General features: G+C 47.6%; 17 protein-coding genes and 1 pseudogene. 7 read left to right on the top strand and 11 right to left on the bottom strand.

All coding sequences use genetic code 11. The features are described from left to right. Positions 1-252: 252 nt before the first annotated feature. On the top strand, positions 253-1002 hold the full coding sequence (locus SHEWPOL2_RS07400) for a class I SAM-dependent methyltransferase (RefSeq protein WP_037423860.1): 750 nt from the start codon (positions 253-255) through the stop codon (positions 1000-1002). A 109-nt stretch (positions 1003-1111) separates the two neighbouring features. Here the strand turns inward: SHEWPOL2_RS07400 and cyoE are convergent, their stop codons facing one another. From cyoE to SHEWPOL2_RS07370, 6 genes are all read right to left on the bottom strand, one after another. Further along, complete coding sequence (gene cyoE, locus SHEWPOL2_RS07395) at positions 1112-2044, bottom strand: heme o synthase (RefSeq protein ID WP_011718749.1); 933 nt, start codon at positions 2042-2044, stop codon at positions 1112-1114. Positions 2045-2057: 13 nt separating this feature from the next. Then, positions 2058-2399: a cytochrome o ubiquinol oxidase subunit IV gene (gene cyoD / locus SHEWPOL2_RS07390; protein ID WP_037427417.1), complete on the bottom strand. Its 342-nt coding sequence runs from the start codon at positions 2397-2399 to the stop codon at positions 2058-2060. Next, positions 2399-3019 carry a cytochrome o ubiquinol oxidase subunit III gene (cyoC, locus tag SHEWPOL2_RS07385; protein ID WP_037427416.1) on the bottom strand — a complete coding sequence of 207 codons (621 nt, stop codon included), beginning with the start codon at positions 3017-3019 and terminating at the stop codon, positions 2399-2401. Before cyoC ends, cyoD begins: the two co-directional genes overlap by 1 nt. A 1-nt stretch (position 3020) precedes the next feature. Beyond that, positions 3021-5000 (bottom strand): cytochrome o ubiquinol oxidase subunit I, encoded by a 1980-nt coding sequence (gene cyoB, locus SHEWPOL2_RS07380; RefSeq protein WP_037427414.1) that lies wholly within the window; start codon positions 4998-5000, stop codon positions 3021-3023. 2 nt (positions 5001-5002) lie between these two features. Next, positions 5003-6031: a ubiquinol oxidase subunit II gene (gene cyoA / locus SHEWPOL2_RS07375; protein WP_037427412.1), complete on the bottom strand. Its 1029-nt coding sequence runs from the start codon at positions 6029-6031 to the stop codon at positions 5003-5005. Between the two features lie 188 nt (positions 6032-6219). Next, a complete protein-coding gene (locus tag SHEWPOL2_RS07370; protein ID WP_050991325.1) occupies positions 6220-6540 on the bottom strand; it encodes a hypothetical protein in 321 nt (106 codons plus the stop codon). Positions 6541-7103: 563 nt separating this feature from the next. On the opposite strand from SHEWPOL2_RS07370, the pseudogene SHEWPOL2_RS07365 reads away from it, so the two are divergent. Together SHEWPOL2_RS07365 and SHEWPOL2_RS07360 are read left to right on the top strand one after the other, a co-directional pair. After that, positions 7104-10790: pseudogene (locus tag SHEWPOL2_RS07365) on the top strand (EAL domain-containing protein). A 74-nt stretch (positions 10791-10864) separates the two neighbouring features. Continuing rightward, positions 10865-11341, top strand: coding sequence for a hypothetical protein (locus tag SHEWPOL2_RS07360; RefSeq protein WP_037427409.1), 477 nt, complete (start codon positions 10865-10867; stop codon positions 11339-11341). Between the two features lie 60 nt (positions 11342-11401). Here the strand turns inward: SHEWPOL2_RS07360 and SHEWPOL2_RS07355 are convergent, their stop codons facing one another. The 4 genes from SHEWPOL2_RS07355 to SHEWPOL2_RS07340 all read right to left on the bottom strand — a co-directional run bounded on the left by SHEWPOL2_RS07355 (position 11402) and on the right by SHEWPOL2_RS07340 (position 15413). Next, positions 11402-12907 carry a DUF3300 domain-containing protein gene (locus SHEWPOL2_RS07355; RefSeq protein WP_037427408.1) on the bottom strand — a complete coding sequence of 502 codons (1506 nt, stop codon included), beginning with the start codon at positions 12905-12907 and terminating at the stop codon, positions 11402-11404. Between the two features lie 149 nt (positions 12908-13056). Beyond that, the gene (locus tag SHEWPOL2_RS07350; protein WP_037427407.1) at positions 13057-14421 is read right to left on the bottom strand and encodes an ATP-binding protein; all 1365 of its coding nucleotides are present in this window, start codon (positions 14419-14421) and stop codon (positions 13057-13059) included. Further along, entirely contained in the window at positions 14414-15109 is a 696-nt protein-coding gene (locus SHEWPOL2_RS07345) for a response regulator transcription factor (RefSeq protein ID WP_037423778.1), read from the bottom strand. Before SHEWPOL2_RS07345 ends, SHEWPOL2_RS07350 begins: the two co-directional genes overlap by 8 nt. Position 15110: 1 nt before the next feature. Next, on the bottom strand, positions 15111-15413 hold the full coding sequence (locus SHEWPOL2_RS07340; RefSeq protein ID WP_037423775.1) for a PepSY domain-containing protein: 303 nt from the start codon (positions 15411-15413) through the stop codon (positions 15111-15113). A gap of 360 nt (positions 15414-15773) precedes the next feature. Between SHEWPOL2_RS07340 and SHEWPOL2_RS07335 the strand changes: the two genes are divergently transcribed. From SHEWPOL2_RS07335 to SHEWPOL2_RS07320, 4 genes are all read left to right on the top strand, one after another. Further along, positions 15774-16697 carry a choice-of-anchor H family protein gene (locus SHEWPOL2_RS07335; protein WP_037427405.1) on the top strand — a complete coding sequence of 308 codons (924 nt, stop codon included), beginning with the start codon at positions 15774-15776 and terminating at the stop codon, positions 16695-16697. A 307-nt stretch (positions 16698-17004) separates the two neighbouring features. Further along, positions 17005-17466, top strand: coding sequence for a hypothetical protein (locus SHEWPOL2_RS07330; protein WP_050991324.1), 462 nt, complete (start codon positions 17005-17007; stop codon positions 17464-17466). A gap of 258 nt (positions 17467-17724) precedes the next feature. After that, positions 17725-18054: a hypothetical protein gene (locus tag SHEWPOL2_RS07325; protein ID WP_037427403.1), complete on the top strand. Its 330-nt coding sequence runs from the start codon at positions 17725-17727 to the stop codon at positions 18052-18054. Between the two features lie 135 nt (positions 18055-18189). Further along, complete coding sequence (locus tag SHEWPOL2_RS07320) at positions 18190-18666, top strand: peroxiredoxin (RefSeq protein WP_037423763.1); 477 nt, start codon at positions 18190-18192, stop codon at positions 18664-18666. Between the two features lie 107 nt (positions 18667-18773). Here SHEWPOL2_RS07320 and SHEWPOL2_RS07315 read toward each other — a convergent pair whose 3' ends face one another. Further along, a complete protein-coding gene (locus SHEWPOL2_RS07315) occupies positions 18774-19163 on the bottom strand; it encodes a NirD/YgiW/YdeI family stress tolerance protein (RefSeq protein WP_037423760.1) in 390 nt (129 codons plus the stop codon). Positions 19164-19217: the final 54 nt, after the last annotated feature.

Genomic DNA, 19217 nt, shown 5'->3' with positions numbered 1-19217 from the left:
TCCATACGGAAGTCGCTAAGGTTGACTGGGAATAAGACATATAACATAAATCGCTAATTTGTTACATAAATAGATTTCTTCCATTATAAATCAGTCAATTACATTGTGATTGATGTTTGAGTTTTTATAGGAGCAGTTAGACAAATTGACCAACAACTTAATACTCGCAAACAAGGTGATTTGCTTGCATGTTCATCAAGGCGGTTCTTTGGCATAATGGCCGCAATTTCTACCCGTTAAACAGTGATCCCTTTGCCTATTCCAGTCTTTTTTAATCAGCAATTTCCAACACTTGTGGACATTTGTGCCCGCTGGCAACTGGTTTTTGATGTCGATGCGCCATTTGAGTTGCGTTTTGAATCAGACACCTTGACGCTACATAAGCGTGATGAGCCTAAGCTCGATGGCATAGTGGTGGATTTTGTGACCGGCGCGGTTGCCCATAGACGCAAGTTTGGTGGCGGTCGTGGTCAGTCGATTGCCAAGGCTGTTGGGTTAAAGCAGGGCGTTACGCCAAAAGTGGTCGATGGTACTGCGGGCCTCGGCCGCGATGCCTTTGTGCTGGCAAGTTTAGGCTGCACTGTGACTATGGTAGAGCGCCATCCTGTGGTGGCCGCATTATTAGAAGACGGTCTACGCCGCGCCTATCAAGATGCCGAAATCGGCGACTGGATGCGTGAACGTATGCAGCTTTTCCATGGTTCCAGCCTCGAAGCACTCGCAAAATTGGAGCAAGAAGTTGATGTCGTCTACCTCGACCCTATGTACCCCCACCGTGACAAATCGGCCTTGGTTAAAAAGGAAATGCGGGTCTTCCAAACCTTAGTTGGTGCAGACCTCGACGCCGATGGTTTGCTCGCCCCCGCCATGGCCCTAGCCAGTAAGCGTGTTGTGGTGAAGCGCCCCGATTATGCCGAAGACCTCGCCGGCGTTAAGCCCAGTATGGTTATCGAAACTAAGAAAAACCGCTTCGATGTATATATAAAATCGGCAATGAAGTAGTGCTCGCCATCCATTTTTAACGCTCTCTTGTCCCTTAGTTATTGAGGATTAAGGCAATAAAAAAGCGCTAACCTAGGTTAGCGCTTTTGTTTTTGAATAAAGGTTATGTTTATCGCACTAAGGTAAACAGTGGGGTTTGACTGACCGCTTGAAAATCCAGCGCCATGGTTACACTGAGTGCTGTGATGGTAATAATTGAAAAACCAAACACTTGTCTGGCCCAACGTGGCATATCCACATCTTGACGATAACCTTTGAGGGCCATAGTTAGCCACCAGAGGCTGGTGGCACAGGTCACGGCCATAAAGGCGGTGCCGGTGTAACCTGCGAGTGGCAGCATGGTGCTGACCAAGGCGAACACTGCGATATAGAGCACTATATGGTGTTTCGCCTTGGCCATCCCTTCGGCGACGGGCAGCACGGGGATCTTCGCGGCTGCATAGTCATTAAAGCGGAAAATCGCGATGGCGTAGGAGTGTGGCATCTGCCAGAGACTGAACATCAGTAATAAAATCACTGCGCCCATATCCATTTGTCCTGTCACGCTGCAATAGCCCACCACGGGCGGTACTGCGCCCGAAAAGCTGCCGACTAAGGTGCCGTAAACCGAGTTTCGCTTCATATAGAGGCTATAAATCCCGACATAAACGACATAGCCAATAGCGGCAAACAGCAGAGCTAAAGCATTGGTGAACAAGGCTAAGATGCCAAATCCAAGCACGCCTAAGGCGATGCCAAACAGCAAGACATGGCTTAGGGGGATTTCGCCCGTGACGGTGACGCGTTTGCAGGTGCGCTGCATTTTGGCGTCAATGTCACGGTCAATACAGTTATTAATCGCACAGCCTGAGGCGACGACTAAGGATAATCCCACTAAGCTTGCCAGCATCAAGACCAGATCCACATCGCCCTTAGCGGCCAATAGGAAGCCGCCAGCAACGGAAATCAGATTCCCGAAAATGATGCCAGGCTTAGTTACCTGTACATACCCTTTGAAGCGTGCTTTCCATTGCGTCGATGTCAATCTAGCTTGTGTGTTCATTTGCTGTGTCTCGTTACATCATCAAAGCGTTAGCTTCGAGAATGATCCATACCGATAAGCCAACCACCATCACGATGATCAGTGCGGTAAATAGGAAGGAGAAGGTGTTGACCTTGCCTTCCTTAGAGAAGTCCAAGTGCAGGAAGTACTTAAGGTGTACCAAAATCTGCACCAGTGCCGTGACAACGACGATGGCAAGCGTCGTCGATTGCTCGAAGTGATGGGTCATTACCGCCCAGAATGGGATGGCAGTTAACACCACTGACAGCACAAAACCGACTAAGTAGGACTTGATGCTGGCGGCCAGATCGTCTGCGCCATGGCTATGATCATGCGAATGAGTATGTGCGCCCATTACAGTGCTCCCAATAAGTACACAACGGTGAATACGCAAATCCACACGATGTCGAGGAAATGCCAGAACAAGCTTAAGCAGCTTAAGCGAGTGATGCTACGGTTACCTAAGCCAGTTTTGGCGACTTCAATCATCATGATCGCCATCCAAATTAACCCTGCGGTCACGTGCAAGCCGTGCATACCCACTAAGGTGAAGAAAGATGACAGGAAGGCGCTGCGTTGTGGGCCGTTGCCATGTTCGATCAGGTGATGGAACTCATAGACTTCCATGCCGATAAACACACAGCCCAGTGCAAAGGTAATGGCTAACCAAGTGAGGGTCGCCAACCTGTTGTGACGTTTAGCGAAAATCAAGGCAAAGCCATAGGTAATACTACTGAGCAGCAGGGCTGCGGTTTCGATCAGCACAAAGTCCAGTTCGAAAATGTCTTTACCCGAGACACCGCCGTCGGTGTTCATATAGAGCACGGCGTAGGTGGCGAATACCGATGCAAACAGGATGCAGTCGGTCATCAGGTAGAGCCAAAAACCAAATAGGGTGTTGCCACCCGTATCATGGTGCTCGTGGTGCTCCTCGGCGTGAGCAACGTCTAAATCAGCTGGGATTGCAACACTCATATCAGCCCCTTACTACATTGTTTAAGTGAGCATTTTCAATGCGTGCCACTTCATCGGGTTGAACGTAATAGTCGACATCGTTGTTATAAGCACGGAATAAGAACACGATAAACGCGCCCACCATGCCCACAATCGCGAGCCACAGAATGTGCCAAATCGCAGCAAAGCCCGCGGCGGTAATACCCAGCGCCATTAAGATACCGCTTGGGGTATTCTTCGGCATATGGATTGGCTGATAGTGTTTTTGGCGTTGATAGGCGGTGCCTTTTTCTTTGGCATCGGTAAAGGCATCGATATCAGACACTTGTGGCAACTTAGCAAAGTTGTAGAACTGTGGTGGTGATGCGGTTGACCATTCCAGCGTGTGGCCATTCCATGGGTCGCCCGTGGTATCACGGTTTTGGTCGCGGTCACGGATACTCACGTACAGTTGCACGAATTGCAGAATGATACCGACCATGATGATGCAAGCACCCACGGCAGCGATATAGATCCACAGGTTCCATGCTGGGTTATCAATGTGGTTGATACGGCGAGTCATACCCATAAAACCGAGTACATACAGCGGCATAAAGGCCACATAGAAACCAATCTGCCAGCACCAGAATGACGCTTTACCTAAACGCTCATTTAAGTGGAAACCCGTCGCTTTCGGGAACCAGTAAGCAAAACCAGCTAAGTAACCGAACACGGCACCACCAATAATGGTGTTATGGAAGTGAGCGATCAGGAACAAGCTATTGTGCAGTACGTAGTCGGCACCAGGTACGGCTAATAGTACGCCCGTCATACCACCAATGGTGAAAGTCACCATAAAGCCTAAGGTCCACAGCACTGGCACAGTTAAGCGCAGGCGACCGCGGTAAATGGTGAACAACCAGTTAAACAGTTTTACCCCAGTCGGGACCGCAATCACCATGGTCATCACGCCGAAGAAGGCGTTGACGTTGGCGCTCGAGCCCATAGTAAAGAAGTGGTGTAACCACACGATAAAACCGAGGATCGAAATCGCGCCACTGGCCCATACCATGGAGGAATAGCCGAACAGACGCTTAGAGGTAAAGGTTGAAATCACATCCGAGAAGATACCGAACGCAGGTAAAATCAGGATGTACACTTCAGGGTGACCCCAAGCCCAGAACAGGTTGATATACATCATGGCGTTACCACCACCATCATTGGTGAAGAAGTGGAAACCCATGTAGCGATCGAGTGTTAACAGCGCTAAAACCGCGGTCAGGATCGGGAACGACGCCACGATCAGGATGTTGGCCCAAGTACAAGTCCAAGTGAAGATGGGCATTTGCATCAGCTTCATGCCTGGAGCCCGCATCTTAAGCACAGTCGCGATAAAGTTGACCCCGGTTAAGGTTGTCCCTATCCCCGAAATCTGCAGTGCCCAGATATAGTAGTCGACCCCAACGCCCGGACTGTAAGCCAGTTCAGACAATGGCGGGTAAGCTACCCAACCGGTACGGGCGAATTCACCTAAACCTAATGAAATATTGATCAGCACGGCACCAGACGCGGTTAACCAGAAGCTGAGGTTATTCAAGAAGGGGAAGGCAACGTCGCGGGCACCGATTTGCAGTGGCAGCACTAAGTTCATTAGACCGATCATAAATGGCATCGCCATAAAGATAATCATGATCACGCCGTGGGCAGTGAAGATTTGGTCGTAATGTTCTGGCGGCAGATAACCTGCTGCGCCATTGGTGGCCAGTGCCTGTTGGGTACGCATCATGATGGCGTCGGAGAAACCGCGGATCAGCATGATGAAGGCAAGCACTATGTACATGATACCGAGGCGTTTATGGTCAACCGAGGTTAACCAGTCGTGCCAAAGCACGCCCCATTTTTTGTGTTTAGTGATCAAGGCTGCGACGTACAGGCCTATCACGGCAACAACCGCAAGGGTCACCATGATGATAGGCTCATGATACGGGATCGCATCTACGCTTAATTTACCGAGAAAAGACATGATTACTCCGCCTCCACTGGGTGAGTGGATGAGTGTTCTGTTGATGAAGTGTCAGAATGGGTTGAGCTTTCCATGTCGGCCATCTTCTGTTCGCTCGCCATATGTGCCATATCGTGGTGCATGCCAGCCATATTGTGGTCGGCACTCATGTGTTCCATACCTTCATGGCCTGCCATGTGCTCGTTTGAGTCCATGTGCATGTATTGCATAACGATTTGATCGAACATGCCGTGACTCACTGAGCCAAAGTATTCAACAGGATTGTTTTCACTCTTCTGTGCTAAGGCTTGGTAAGTCGCAGAGTCTAAGGTCTTAGTCGCCTGTTGTTTGGCCTTGGCTACCCAAGCATCGAAGTCGGCCGCCGTTGGCGTGGCAATGGCTTTAAACTTCATGCCCGCAAAACCTGCGCCGCTATAGTTAGCGGAAATACCGTCATAGCTGCCGGGTTCGTTGGCAATCAGGTGCAACTTAGTCGTCATCCCAGCCATTGAGTAGATTTGGCTACCTAACTGCGGGATAAAGAAAGAGTTCATGGCGGTATCAGAGGTGATCTTAAAGTTCACCGGTACGTTCGCTGGGAAAGCCAGTTCGTTTACCGATGCAACACCTTGTTCTGGATAGATAAACAACCATTTCCAGTCCATAGAAACCACTTCAACCGTAATCGGCTTGGCCTGGTGTTCGAGTGGTTTGTAAGGGTCGAGATCATGGGTCGAGCCCCAGGTAATCACCCCTAGAATCACGACGATTACTATCGGCACAATCCAAACCACGGTTTCAATCGCGCTTGAATGGGACCATTTAGGGGCGTAAACCTCCTGATCTCGGCCATCACGGTATTTCCATGCGAAGAACAAGGTCATAAAGATCACGGGGATAACCACAATCAGCATGAGTAGGGTAGCGATGATGATCAGGTGCTTTTCATCGGCACCGATCTGGCCCTTGGGATCCAATACGCCGCCATCACAGCCTGCGAGCATCAGGGCAAGCGCCGCGAATGCTACTTTACTTAAATTTCGAATTAACAAAGGAAGATTCCTCTAACCCTAAGGTTTACAACTCTGCCCAGAGAGATTGGCAGTAGCATTGAGCGGCGTTATCCGAAGGCAAATCCGAAAGTGGCTCGAGCGTGGCACAAAAATGCCTGCCACCTCAATACGAGATTGAAGATCGACTTTCAGCGCTTAATGCTAAATTTGAATTTTAAAACAGAGAGTTACAATGGTGGGGCGCGACAACCGTGCGCAAGGTGCTCGAGGGATTTTAGCCTTGGGGGTGCTAAAAACAGGGCAGCATTAGTTAAATCTAAGCTGTTGAAAAACTTGAAGCCATTGTCGAACAAATTCCACAATTGCTTAATAATCTGGGGATTGAGCAGCAAAATGCTCAGCAGCGTGGCGCCGAAAAACTCGATTAAAAATCCATCGCTCAGGGTGATTAATTCGCCAATATCGATGCAGCCGCCGACCATCACTGACACTAAGTCAGCTGCGGGCAGCACAAACAGTAACCCAAAAAGCAGGGCTAAGTTTGTCATACTGAAGTGGGAGAACCTCGCAACGAGATTCAATCCTTCAGCGCAAAATGGGCTGAGTGCGAATTTCAATTAACAGGTCCGGCGTTGAGCGAGAAGAATTGTTGGCTGAATAAAAATTCAAGCTGCAACTTTTTTGTGCGGGCGGGAGGATAACAAGAAGCGGGGATTGATTGAAAGTAGATCTAGGTCACAAAAGGGCTTTTGCATTAAAAAAACCTTAATTAAAACCATAATTAAACGCAATGGTTACATATTTAACCAAAAATAAACTGATTTCACTCACATTCTGTGTGGAAATTGTGATGAAGATGTGCAAATGTCTTGGCTTCACTGTGAGTCGTTTAGCGCGCTTATTTGCCGAGTTGGTTGTTTATACTTTCTGATTTTAGTGATGCCTTGCCGATATTCAATGCTGAATCCTACAATAAAGCATAGCTATCACCCTAGGGTGTTTTGTGGCAGTTTAACTGGTTAGACAGCGTAAAAATAATTTTTACATCATGGTACCGCTTTGGCTTTCAACCCCCCAATGAGCTAACGGTTTGACTACTCTTGAGATTGATTTGCAGATTAAGGCATTATGGGCCCATTCTGATTATCAACCCAATTACTACAAGGGATTAAATATCAACGCATTTGCGCACTATTTTAAGGTCAATTTATTCATAGCCTTAGCCTACTTTATTGTCGGTAAAATGGGTTTGATGATTGCCTTACCTCCCGGATATTCTGCGGCAATTTGGCCCGCGGCAGGGATAGCAATCGCTGCTTGTCTTTTATGGAAAGCATATGCGCCTTGGATTGGGGTTTTTATAGGGGCATTGCTGATTAATATTAATATTGGTGGGCAACTACATCTCGGTTGGTTGCCCGTCAGTATTGCCTTGGGCACGTTACTACAGACCATTATTTCTGCTCGAATTATTCGATACATCGATCCTTTACTGACCTTTGATAAACCAGAAACTGTTATAAAATCAATGGTTAGTCTCAGTGCTGGTTGTATTATTGCCTCTCTATTGGGTAATGCTGCACTTGCAGTTTACGGCATGATTCCAAGTTCGGATCTCGTTACCAGTATGCTCAATTGGTGGATGGGCGATTTCCTTGGAGCGGTCATTTTTATCCCGCTAACCATATTAGTGTTTGATAGGCGACCCATTTGGCGCTCAAGGCGGATTCAAACAGGACTACCTTTGGTGATTGGTTTTTTACTTTGCGTGGGGATTTATTATTACGCAGATATGAACCAGCGGCAGCAACTGCAGGATAAGTTTCAAATTCAATCCAATGCGATTATCAGTAGTGTGGAAACTTTTCAGGGAACCAATCTACAACAATTAGTTGCCCTTGCCAGCCTGTTTGATAACAGTGAAATAGTCACGGAAGATGAATTTATTCAGTTCGGTAAACGTAATCGACTCCAATTAGATGGCTTTAAGGCTTGGGCTTGGTCACCATTGATTGCGGCGAGCGATAAACAGAGTTTTGAGTCTGCAACCACAGCTGAGCTGGGGCGACCTTTCAATATCAAATATTTAGAGGGGGGCAAACCAAACGCCGACGGCTGGCTTGTGCCTGTTAAGTATGTGCAACCTATGTATAGCAGTCGCGCCGTACTTGGATTAGATCTCAACAGCGAGTCTGCGAGGGCGGCAGCCATAGCAAAAGGGAGATCAACGCTTGCGCCGGTCATCACAGGCAAAATCCAATTAGCTGAAGATCCTCATGGCCTTGGAGGCACGCTACTATTGGTGCCTTCTTTCGATCGCGTTGGTAACATTAAAGGATTTTGTTCGGCGGTGATCGATATCCAAAGCATCATCAATAAAGTCGAACAGGTAAAAGGTTTGCATTGGCGGCTAACGGATATGAGTGCTGATGGAGCCTTGCTCTATGCGAATAGTCAGAAAGAATTTCCTACCTTTTCTGGTAAGTTACATAGCGATAAAACAGGCCAATACTATCAGGCCCACTTAACGCTTGCCGATAGGCAATGGCATATTGTGATTTACGAGTCGTATGCTCAACTGATGGGTGAATCTTACAGTCTGTCACTGTTGCTATTACTTTTAGCCTTTATCACCTGTGCCGTTGTGAGTGGTGTGACATTAATCTCTTCCGGTGAGCGTCATCGGATTGAGGATAAAGTGGCAGAAAAAACTATGGCACTTTCGAAGGAGATTGCGCGTAACCAAGCATTTCAAGCCACCCTCGTCGAGAGCGAAGAAAAATACCGTAACCTATTCGATAAGGCACCCGTTGGCCATGTGTTAAAACGTCTTGAGGATGGGCACTTTGTCGCCATTAACCAAGCATTTACTGAAATTACGGGCTACACACTAGAGTAGCTTCAGGCGCTTGATCCTTGGGATCTTACCCCGATTCGTTACCAAGTGACTGAGGCTGAGCAGCTCGAACGCCTCAAGCAAACACGCCGTTATGGTCCTTATCAGAAGCACTATCGGCATAAAGATGGACAGCTAGTCGCCGTCAGACTGAATGGCTCCTTAGTGGCCGCAGCTAATGGTGAGCCGCTTATCCTGTTTATTGTGGAAGATATTACCGCGCAAGAGCGAACTATTGCCCGAGTTAACTTGCTGGCACAGGTATTCCAGCAAAGTGGGGAAGGTATCACTATTATCGATGCCAATGATGTCATCGTGGATGTTAATAGCGCCTTTAGCCAAATTACTGGTTACTCAAGGGATGAAATCATAGGTAAAAACTGTCGTTTTATTGAAGCCGCTCGAACCGATAAAAACATTGATGCTCAAGTGCGAGCCGCGCTTGAGCAAACGGGGTTTTGGCAAGGAGAAGTGTGGGATCGCCACAAAGATGGCTATGATTTCCCGAAATGGCTGATGATGTCTGTGGTGCGCGACGAAACTGGGGCAATCAGCCATTACATCGGCAGTTTTACCGATATCAGCGAACGCAAGGTGAATGAGGAGCGCATTCACTTCTTAGCGCATCATGATTCCTTAACTTTGCTACCGAATCGTTTGAGTCTGCAATCGCGTTTGGAGATGGTTTTTCAGGAGGCTTTTGTCAGCCAAACCCAGATTGCCGTAATGTTTATCGATATGGATCATTTCAAAAATATTAATGACACCCTGGGACATCATGTCGGCGATATGTTGTTGCTCGAAGTGGCGCGGCGCTTAAAGAGTATTGTAAGCAGTGACGATATCGTCGCGCGCTTAGGCGGTGATGAATTTGTCGTGGTGTTGTCTGATACGGATCACGATAGCGTCGCTAAGGTGGCGGAAGCCTTGCGCAGCGGTCTGAATCAAGTCTACATCATAGATAACAAGCCCCTACATTCATCACCTAGCATAGGCATCAGCCTATTCCCAACCGATGGTGATAGCGTTGAAGCGTTAATGAAAAATGCCGATATGGCCATGTACCGCGCCAAGGCGGCGGGGCGAAACAACTATCAGTTTTTCACCGCTGCAATGAATACCTTAGTGACTGAGCGCCAGCAAATTGAAACTGGGCTCAGGCAAGCCATTGCCCGTGATGAGTTACTGCTGCATTATCAGCCGCAGATCGATATCAACACCGGACAAATGGTGAGTGTTGAGGCGTTGATCCGCTGGCAGCATCCTGAATTGGGATTGGTTGCTCCCGATCGCTTTATTCCTATTGCCGAGGAGATCGACATGATTATCCCCATCGGCCAATGGGTATTAGAGCAAGCACTCGCACAACTGGCGCAGTGGCGTAAAAAGGGCGCGAAAGACTTGCGAATGGCGGTTAATCTATCGGCGCATCAACTGCGTAAAGAGACCATAGTTGCTGATATTATCAATGTGTTAGCTCAATATGATCTTGGCAAGGGAGCATTGGAGCTTGAGATCACTGAAAGTGTCGCCATGCAGTATCCTGAGCAAAATGCCAAGTTGCTGGCCGAGTTGCGTCAATATGGGATTGAATTGGCTATTGATGATTTTGGCACCGGCTATTCGTCACTCTCGTACTTGAAGTTGCTGCCCTTAGATCGGCTTAAGCTCGACCGTTCCTTTGTCAAGGATATTGAAAATGATCCAAACGATGCGGCAATCAGCGCGGCCACGATTTCGATGTCCCATGAGTTAGGGTTAACCGTGGTGGCTGAAGGAGTCGAGAACGAGGCCCAACTGGTATTACTCTCGAGTATGGGTTGCGATCTGGTGCAGGGATATTATTTCAGTAAACCCTTATCTGCAGATGATTGTTTGCGTTTTATTGAACGCAATTTTTAGGCCGTTTTTTATCCATTTAGCACTATACTTGAGTCAGTCTGGCGATAGGACATGGATACATTAAGGACAGCGCTATGCAAGTTATCTTCACTAAAGGTTCGACCCGTTACGCTCAATTACGTTGTGTTCGCATGGATGGTAGTGCCACACAAACTCAGATGCCTGAGCAGGGGATTGCTCCCCACGATATGATTCACTACGTCGTTGAAAAACGCCTGCGGATTCAAGGGGCTTTTTTCGCGCAAATACGTGCTGGTGCCGATATCAATTTCACCCTTGAGCATAACGAAGCTTCTTTAGCGGTTGCTGATAAAACTGACATTTGGCAAACCGAATCGATCGTCGAAGCATTGCAATCTCTGCTATGGTCTGCTGATACGCCTAGCTATGCAGGATTTATCTATTTACTCGAGCAGGCCTGTAGTAACCGAAAGCTAGCTATCCCAGAGATTTCACAATCTGACTTTGAACATATTATCAATGAGATAATGGAGCTTACCATCGAGTGGCAAGGTATGGGAGAAGGCCAGTCCTTGACCCTAAAGTTTTAACGACTGAGTTATCAAAAAGAGCGCGAATCTTCGCGCTCTTTTGTTATATTTGATCTTTGCTTATTCCCGCTGGCGACGTTCTTGGCTCTGAGTTGAGCGGCCTTGATTACGCTCCACACTGCGTGATGCTTGCATATTTTGGCGGGGTTCGCTCTGCCTTACTCTCGTCTCTTCCCGTTGTCTTGGCTGTGCTTGACGGGGCTGCTCGATACGTTGCGGTTCGGCGCGTCTTACCTCGGGGCGAGCTTCCTGTCTTTGTGGCTGAGAGCGAGTCTCGACGTTACGCGGCTGCTGGTCTCGACTCTGGTACTGCCTTTGTGAGATATCCTTAGCTTGTTCCCGCGATGCCTTAGCCTGCATTTGCCTTACCTGATTATCATTGCGGACATTGTCGTTACGCTCTTTTTGGTAACCTTCCCTTTTGGTTTGCGCCGAGTTCGTCGGTGCCACGCGGCGCTCTTTTAACTCGGCTTGGGTATTTTGAAAGCTGGGCGCCCGCTCGCGGCTATAGTTATTGTCGCGGCTTAAGTTATTGCCTCTATCCTTATCATGGCTTTTATCATAGCCCTTGCTGTCTCGGTTATAACGTGTGTCTTGGTGTTCCCTTGATTTCGAGTACTGGCTGGTAAAGTGCTGGCTGCTGCCACTGGAGTGGGAGTCGCGGCCACGGAACTTGCTGTCAGCGTAGTAGCGTTCTTTTACCACGGGATTATGGTAAACCACGCCACGTCTGTGCTCGGGTTTATGCTTCCAAGGTTGAGCGCCATGGCTGACCGAGTATCTTTCCCGTGGACGATAATGGTGGGAGTGATGGTGATCTATCACGACGACTTTATGGCGATGCCAATGAAATGAGCTAAAGAAGTAGTTAAAGGAAATATGGATCCCAGGCGACCAGTAAAAGTAGCTATGGCTTGGGCGGTAAGGGTAGCCAACATAGCCGCCAAACTCCCAATATACTGGCGGATAGGCCACGCCCCAACGCCAAGTACCGTAAACTACGCGGGGGTCATAATAGGGCACATACACTACTTCGCGGCGTACAGGCTCGATGATGATCTGGTTATTGGCGCGAGTTACCGCCATATTCTCCATATTGGCTAAACTGTTGGCTTTATCCGCCTGTTGTCTGAGTGATTGAATACCGTCCATCACTTGCGCCTCATCGGCCAAGAAGGTTTCGCCAAGCCTTTGGGTCCAATCCAAATCTTCGCTCATTTTCTGTAAGACATTGGGGAAAGCCATGAGTGCTTTAACACTCGGGTCCCAGTCCTTGTCTTCGGTGCGAGACATAACTTGATCAGTCGACAACTTAGGATGATCTTCCAACCAACGTTGCGCTTGTACTACTTCGAGTGGATAGGTTGAGGCGATCAAAATATGGCTCAACAAACTATCGGGATAGAGGGCAATGGGCGCAAGCATCTGCTCGAGTTCGGCTTGGCTCAGTGAAGCACTTGAACCTTGGCTAACGGATACGCCCGCAGCTTGCGTCGGCGCGGTGAAAGGCAGAGCAACTAAAGCCGCCGATAACACTAGCCATTTCCATCGATATAATCTGTTCATGGTTCGCTCCAATAATCCTATTTGCGGATGTTATTGGCATCATAGGCGCGTGAATATGAACATAAGCTGAAAGTATATTGTGCGGCAAAAGCGTGTTGTAGATTTATTTTCTTACCAATAAAACGATATATGGCATTGAAAATAAAAGATTAAGCAGAATGGGTAAAGTTAACGGTAAACTTGGCGCCACCTAAATTTTCTGAGCGGGAAACAGAAATTCGACCATTATAGCTATCCACTAAATCGCGGACAATCGCTAAACCTATGCCGTTACCTTGATGATAGGAATCGGCGCGGATCCCGCGCTCAAAGATTTGCGTTTGCAGGGTTTCGCTGATCCCTGGGCCGTCATCTTCGATACAAAGTTGCAATTGATAAGCATCGCCGGTGACGGTTAATTTGACCGTTGATTTGGCGGCTTTGCAGGCATTGTCGAGTAAGTTACCTAAAATCTCGGTGAGATCGGCTTCATCGCCCTTAAAAACCGCTTGTTCAGCGATTTCGCCACCGAGGTTAATTTGCGGTTCTCGATAAATCTTGGCTAAGGTGCGTAGCAGTTTATTGGCCACCTCATCAACCTTAATCCCTAAATGCCATGAGGCGGCCGCCGCAGTTTGGGCGCGTTTAAGCTGGTGGCTGATGATGCGACTGATGTTAGACACTTGCTCACTCGAGGCTTCACTTAAATCCACCTGACTTTTAATCACCGCCAGTGGTGTTTTGAGGCTATGAGCTAAATCCGCAAGGGCGTTGCGGTAGCGCTTACGCTGGGTTTGTTCGGTATTGAGCAAGATATTGAGCTGCCTCGCCACCGCTTGTAACTCGCTGGGGTACTGGCTGCTCAGCTGGGTTGATTTACCTTGTTCCACATCGTGCAGCTCTTGGGTAAAGCGTGCCAGTGGTCTAATGGTCCAAATCAACCAGCTCAGCTGAAATATCAGCATCACGAGAATTAAGATCAGTAACCAAGTCCAAAGCTGTTGATTAAATTGAGCTATCTGCTGCTGAAATTCATGTTCATCTTTAATGATATGGACAGTCACTGGCACATTTTCATTCAGGCTGGCAAAGCTCACACTAAAGCTATAGATAAGGTGTGGCGCGCCCGCGAGGTCGATTTGATCGAAGGCACTTTGGCCCGTTGGCGGAATGGTGAACTGTGCTGGTGGCGTGATGCCCATAAAGGATTGCGAATGCCAGACGATGCTCTGTTTATGCTCCGCATCTTCGGTGGTGGCTATGGCATAGAGGCCTGATTGAATAAGGTTAAAGCGGTTCTCGAGCACTAACTCAGGGATAAAAATCCGTTTGTTTTCGACTTCAGTCACCGCTAATACTGAATATACATAGGCACTTAGCTCATTTTTAGCGGCACTCTTTACCTGTTCAGCAAAGGCATCATTGAGGGCGACCCCAATCAGCGGCAGCAGCACTAATATAAACAACAGCGCACTGAGGACGAGCCGAGTCTTTAAGGAGTTGAGCAACTGCCAGGCAAGCGCGCGCTTACTCATCAGTACCTTGCTCAGGAGCAATGACTCTTAAGCGATAGCCTTGGCCGCGCAGGGTTTCGATTAGATTGTATTGGTTATCGGGGTCGAGCTTTTTGCGTAAACGGCGGATAAAGACTTCGATGACGTTAGAGTCGAGGTCAAAATCCTGATCATAAATATGTTCGGTGAGTGCTGTTTTAGATTTCACTTCACCTTGATGCAGCATAAAGATCTCAAATAGCTTGTATTCAGAGCCGCTTAGCGTGACGAGTTCGTCCCCTTTGCGGACCTCTAAGCTACTGGTATTTAAACTAAAGGGGCCGTTAGTGATGATTGGGCTTGCCTTACCTGCCGAGCGGCGGATCAAGGCTTTGAGCCGAGCCACTAATTCTTCGGGATGAAAGGGCTTAGTGAGATAATCGTCGGCACCAGCATCGAGGCCTTCGACTTTATCTTGCCAGCTGTCGCGCGCGGTTAAAATTAAGATCGGGAAAGCGCGCTCTTTTTGGCGAATGCGGCGGATAAGGCTAATACCGTCGAGTTTAGGTAAACCGACATCGATAATGGCGGCGTCATAGTTATATTCAACGGCTTGAAACAAGCCCTCTTCGCCGTCGCTGGCGACATCAATGCTGTAATGGGCATCCAGCAAGTGTTGTTTTAAGTTGGCTTGCAGTGCTAAGTCGTCTTCAACGAGTAAGAGTCGCATATTAATTCCTCGACACGCGTCCTGTGGCGGCATCCACCGAAACTGAAAAAACCTGGCCATCATTATTGAGGATTTTGACGCGATAGCCTGAGCCGCTCGACTGCACGCTGAGCACTTTGCCTCGATATTGACGCTGCGCCATAGCCACGGCTTGGTCTGGACTATTCACCACAAGGCGGCGCTGCTCATTCTTAACGCCTTGGTCGCGCGATTGATTGCGATCATCGTGTTTATCATTGCCCGCTATGCAGCCAAAGGAGGCACATAAACAAGCGACTAGGGTCAGTGTCAAACCAAGTTTCATATCTGTTACCCGTACAGGTTCGGCGATCTTAAGTAAGTGGCGAGCTGGTTAGCTTATCGAGTCGACTAAGAATACCTCATCACCATAACAAACACATAGAGATCAGCCAATTGGTAAACACAATTCCTTTAAAATTCACTGTGATTCGTGAGATTTTATCGAGTTAATCCTCATCGAACCTCTTTACATATCAGGAGTCATATCCTGTGACATATTAGTAGTGTTAACCACAGCAGATGAATTAAGGCTGAACAGCAGTGTTGCTCTGAAATACAGCAGATTTTAATGTTCAGCTTATGTTCACCTTGAGTGCCCTCTAATGTCACCAATTTGAGCGGATTATCCAATGGGGTATTCAAGATGAACACAGTGAAACAACAAGTTATCGCAACCACGACGTATGTGAAGGCTGTGGTATTGGCCAGTGCATTTCTGGCATCGACAATGGTAAGCGCGCAGCCGAGCGACGAGTCAAACTTGGCGCCCTTTAGTGCAGCGAGTATTGGTATGATGAAAAAGACCGATGCTGAGCAAGCCGTCAAGCAAGAGCAGCAAGCCTTAAGCCTATTGCAACAGTCGGCTCCCGCTCAAAGTGTAGCGGAAGCTACTGCCGCTGCGGTTAAATCGCTGGCACCGTCCTTCTCGGCACAAGGTGCGAATGTTCAGCGAGTACAATTGATGGGTGCAACCCCCATGACTCGCGAACAAGTGATCGCCAAACATACGAGTCAGCCGATCCCCAGTTCAAGCGCCGCCACAGAAGATCCCTATCGCGCCCCTATTTATCACAGCTTTGCGATTTTTGATGCCAGCAGCCGTTTGTTTGAAGACTTTGATTACGATGGGTTTTATCAAACCTTTAGCGTAACCTTCGATGTAGATGTGTTTGGTGCATATCTTAATGAACGCGCCGACCTGTTTGCCGAGTTATACCTCAGCCGTAACGGTGGCCCTTGGGTGCATTACTACACCACGGACGTGTTTACCATCTACGGTGACTCGACTCAGGATGATTACGAAGTGCTAACGACCCTCTACACTGGCTATCAAACGGATCACTACGATGTATTAATCGATGTCTATGAGGTTGGTTATAGCGATATTGTCGCCACTATTAGCGCCGATGATACCGATGGCTTATATGCCCTGCCACTAGAAAGTCGTGACCGTGACCGTACTGGTGATGTGATCGTTGTGGAAGAAAGCGGCGGTGCATTTTCTCTCTTCGCCTTGCTTGGCCTAGGACTGTTGGCGGTACTGCGTAAACGTGAAGAGTTTATTTAAGATTTGATTCTGATATGCAATGTGACTGAGTTTATCAAAGACCATACCGACTAATACACGCAGAGTAAGAAGTCGGTCTCCCCCTAACAAGGCAGCGTATCCATCGATACGCTGCTTTTTTATTTTAAAATGCATACCGCAAAACAAACAGAAATCATGCGCTTGCGCACTTTCTACCCAGAATGATTTTTGCTATTGTGGAAATCAAATTTTAAATCAGTGGGTTGTGTGTAGTTTTACCAAGTGTTCAGAGGTGAGATTAGGCGCAAGCGCACGATATAAATCGTTATGTATACAAGGAAGGGTAATGTCTTCGATCTACGAAAAAGAAGAGTTATCAGGTAGCGATGTACAAAGTGAAGTACTCCGGCGAATGGAGAAATACAATGATAAGTCCTTCTTAGAATGTTTCTCAATTTACCTTGGTACGGCACAAATTCTCGAGTTTGCCTTAAAAAAACTTTTAGAGGAATCTTTTGGCATACCTGAGTCGGAAACGGAAAAGCTCACACTTGGGCGGTCGCGAGCAAAACTAGAAACTGTTGGTTTACGAGCCGATTATACAGAGCTACTAAAGCAAGTCGTCAAAGATCGAAACCATGCCGCTCACGAGTTATTGGCTAACCAAGTATTAATTGGAAACTTGGGCGTAGAGTTGAGCGAACGTATGCAATTCAATGAATTAAAGCATTTTATTTATGGCTTGGAGCAAGCTGTATTTCTGTTTGATTATTTTCAGCACAACGATGCATGGGTTGTAACTACTTAGCTGATTGACCCATTTCTCATTGCCCTGTGACGACAGAAAGAAGTGGGCACATCTCCAAGTAAAGGAATAAAGAAGGAAGAAAGTGGACACCCATCTTAAAACGTCGATTTTGCCTATGATGCTGCCCAAGTATTTTTAATGACCCTATTCAAGCCACTTTAGCCTGAGTAAGTTGTAGGCAAATCTAAAGTGCATTATGTGCTTGTTTTATCTTGGGCGACCTCATTTATTAGCCTCATGTATTAGGAGAACAGTCAGATGTCATCTGTATCTGAAAAAGATTGGAAGAGGCTCAGCAGCCTCAAACAGAGTTTGCTCAATTCGGCATGCGAGACAATTTTTGAGCGTATAGAGCAGATATCATCTACCCGTAAAGGTCGGGAGCATGAGGCTTACTTAGCTCTTTGGAAAGTGATTAACAAAGAAGATAATGCCATCGCTGAGATGTTTGATGATCTTAAGCGTAGTAATGCGGTCGTTAAAATAGCAGCCTTGAAACATCATGGTGTATTGACTGATGAGCAATTGGCGCTGTTTTCGCAAGAAACACAGGATGCGGTTGCCCATCTTTGCAGTCACAGACGCTAACAGACGCATTTTATTGCCAGCAAAAACACTGGCTACAAAATCAATCCTCTGCACAAATCCCCTTTTTCTCTCGGTGTTTATCCTGTCGGATTCGGGCTAGTATGGGCAAGTTACGTTAACTAAAGGAAGAGAGACATGATTGCTCAAGGTCAAAAATTACCAGCGGCGACGCTAAGCCAATTAACAAAAGATGGCATGGTAAATCATCAAGTTACTGAGCTGTTTGCGGGTAAAAAAGTGGTGTTATTTGCAGTGCCTGGTGCTTTCACTCCAACCTGTTCTGAAGCACATTTGCCAGGTTATGTGGTGCTGGCCGATCAGTTTAAAGCCAAAGGCGTTGATTTAATTGCCTGTGTATCGGTAAACGATGCCTTTGTGATGAAAGCGTGGGGCGAAGCGCAAAATGCGTCTGAGTTACTGATGCTTGCCGATGGTGACGCCAGCTTTACTAAGGCGCTCGGACTCGAGATGGATACTGCAGGCTTTGGCGGTGTGCGTTCACAACGTTATGCGATGATTATCGATGATGGCGTGGTAACGTTACTGAATGTTGAAGCACCTAAGTCATTCGAGGTGAGCAAGGCCGAAGTGGTGTTGGCGGCTTTAAGTTAAGATAAGCGGATGCCCCTGCGCTTATGGGGCTGATGTGCCGCTTGCTTGAGCGAGAACAATAGCCAGCCTAGATGAGGCTGGCTTTTTATTCGGGCTTTTTTATACGGTTATTGAACGAGTTGAATGCTGTCGGCATCGATAGTGACTTCTGACCAGTCCTTATCCACTTCACCGCGAATAATGACTTGGGTTTCAGGCGTGACGGTATGTCCGAGCCACAGATCATCGTCAATTTCAATTTTAATCTCGCCCGTGCTGTCACGGAAAATATAATCATCGTGGCCAATTGAAGACATGATATGGCCGGTTAACTCCACTTGAGTGTCATCGCTGGCATTGAGCGCACTGACGACATCATGAATGATTTGCCGTGCGCTGGGGCCTTGAAAGCCGCCACGTAATTGGGGTTCGCCCGTTGTTGGTTGAAATCCAGCTTGGCTGCACAAGGCACTCAATGACAATGTGATTGCTAACATGCTTAAGGTGATTTTATTCATCTAAATGTCCTCTTTCTAATCTTACGCCGCTGGGCGACTCATCTGCGGCGAGTA

This window comes from Shewanella sp. POL2, assembly GCF_000282755.1.
In the GTDB taxonomy this organism is placed as follows: Bacteria; Pseudomonadota; Gammaproteobacteria; order Enterobacterales; family Shewanellaceae; genus Shewanella; species Shewanella xiamenensis.
This window is presented reverse-complemented; position numbering and strand designations above follow the sequence as displayed.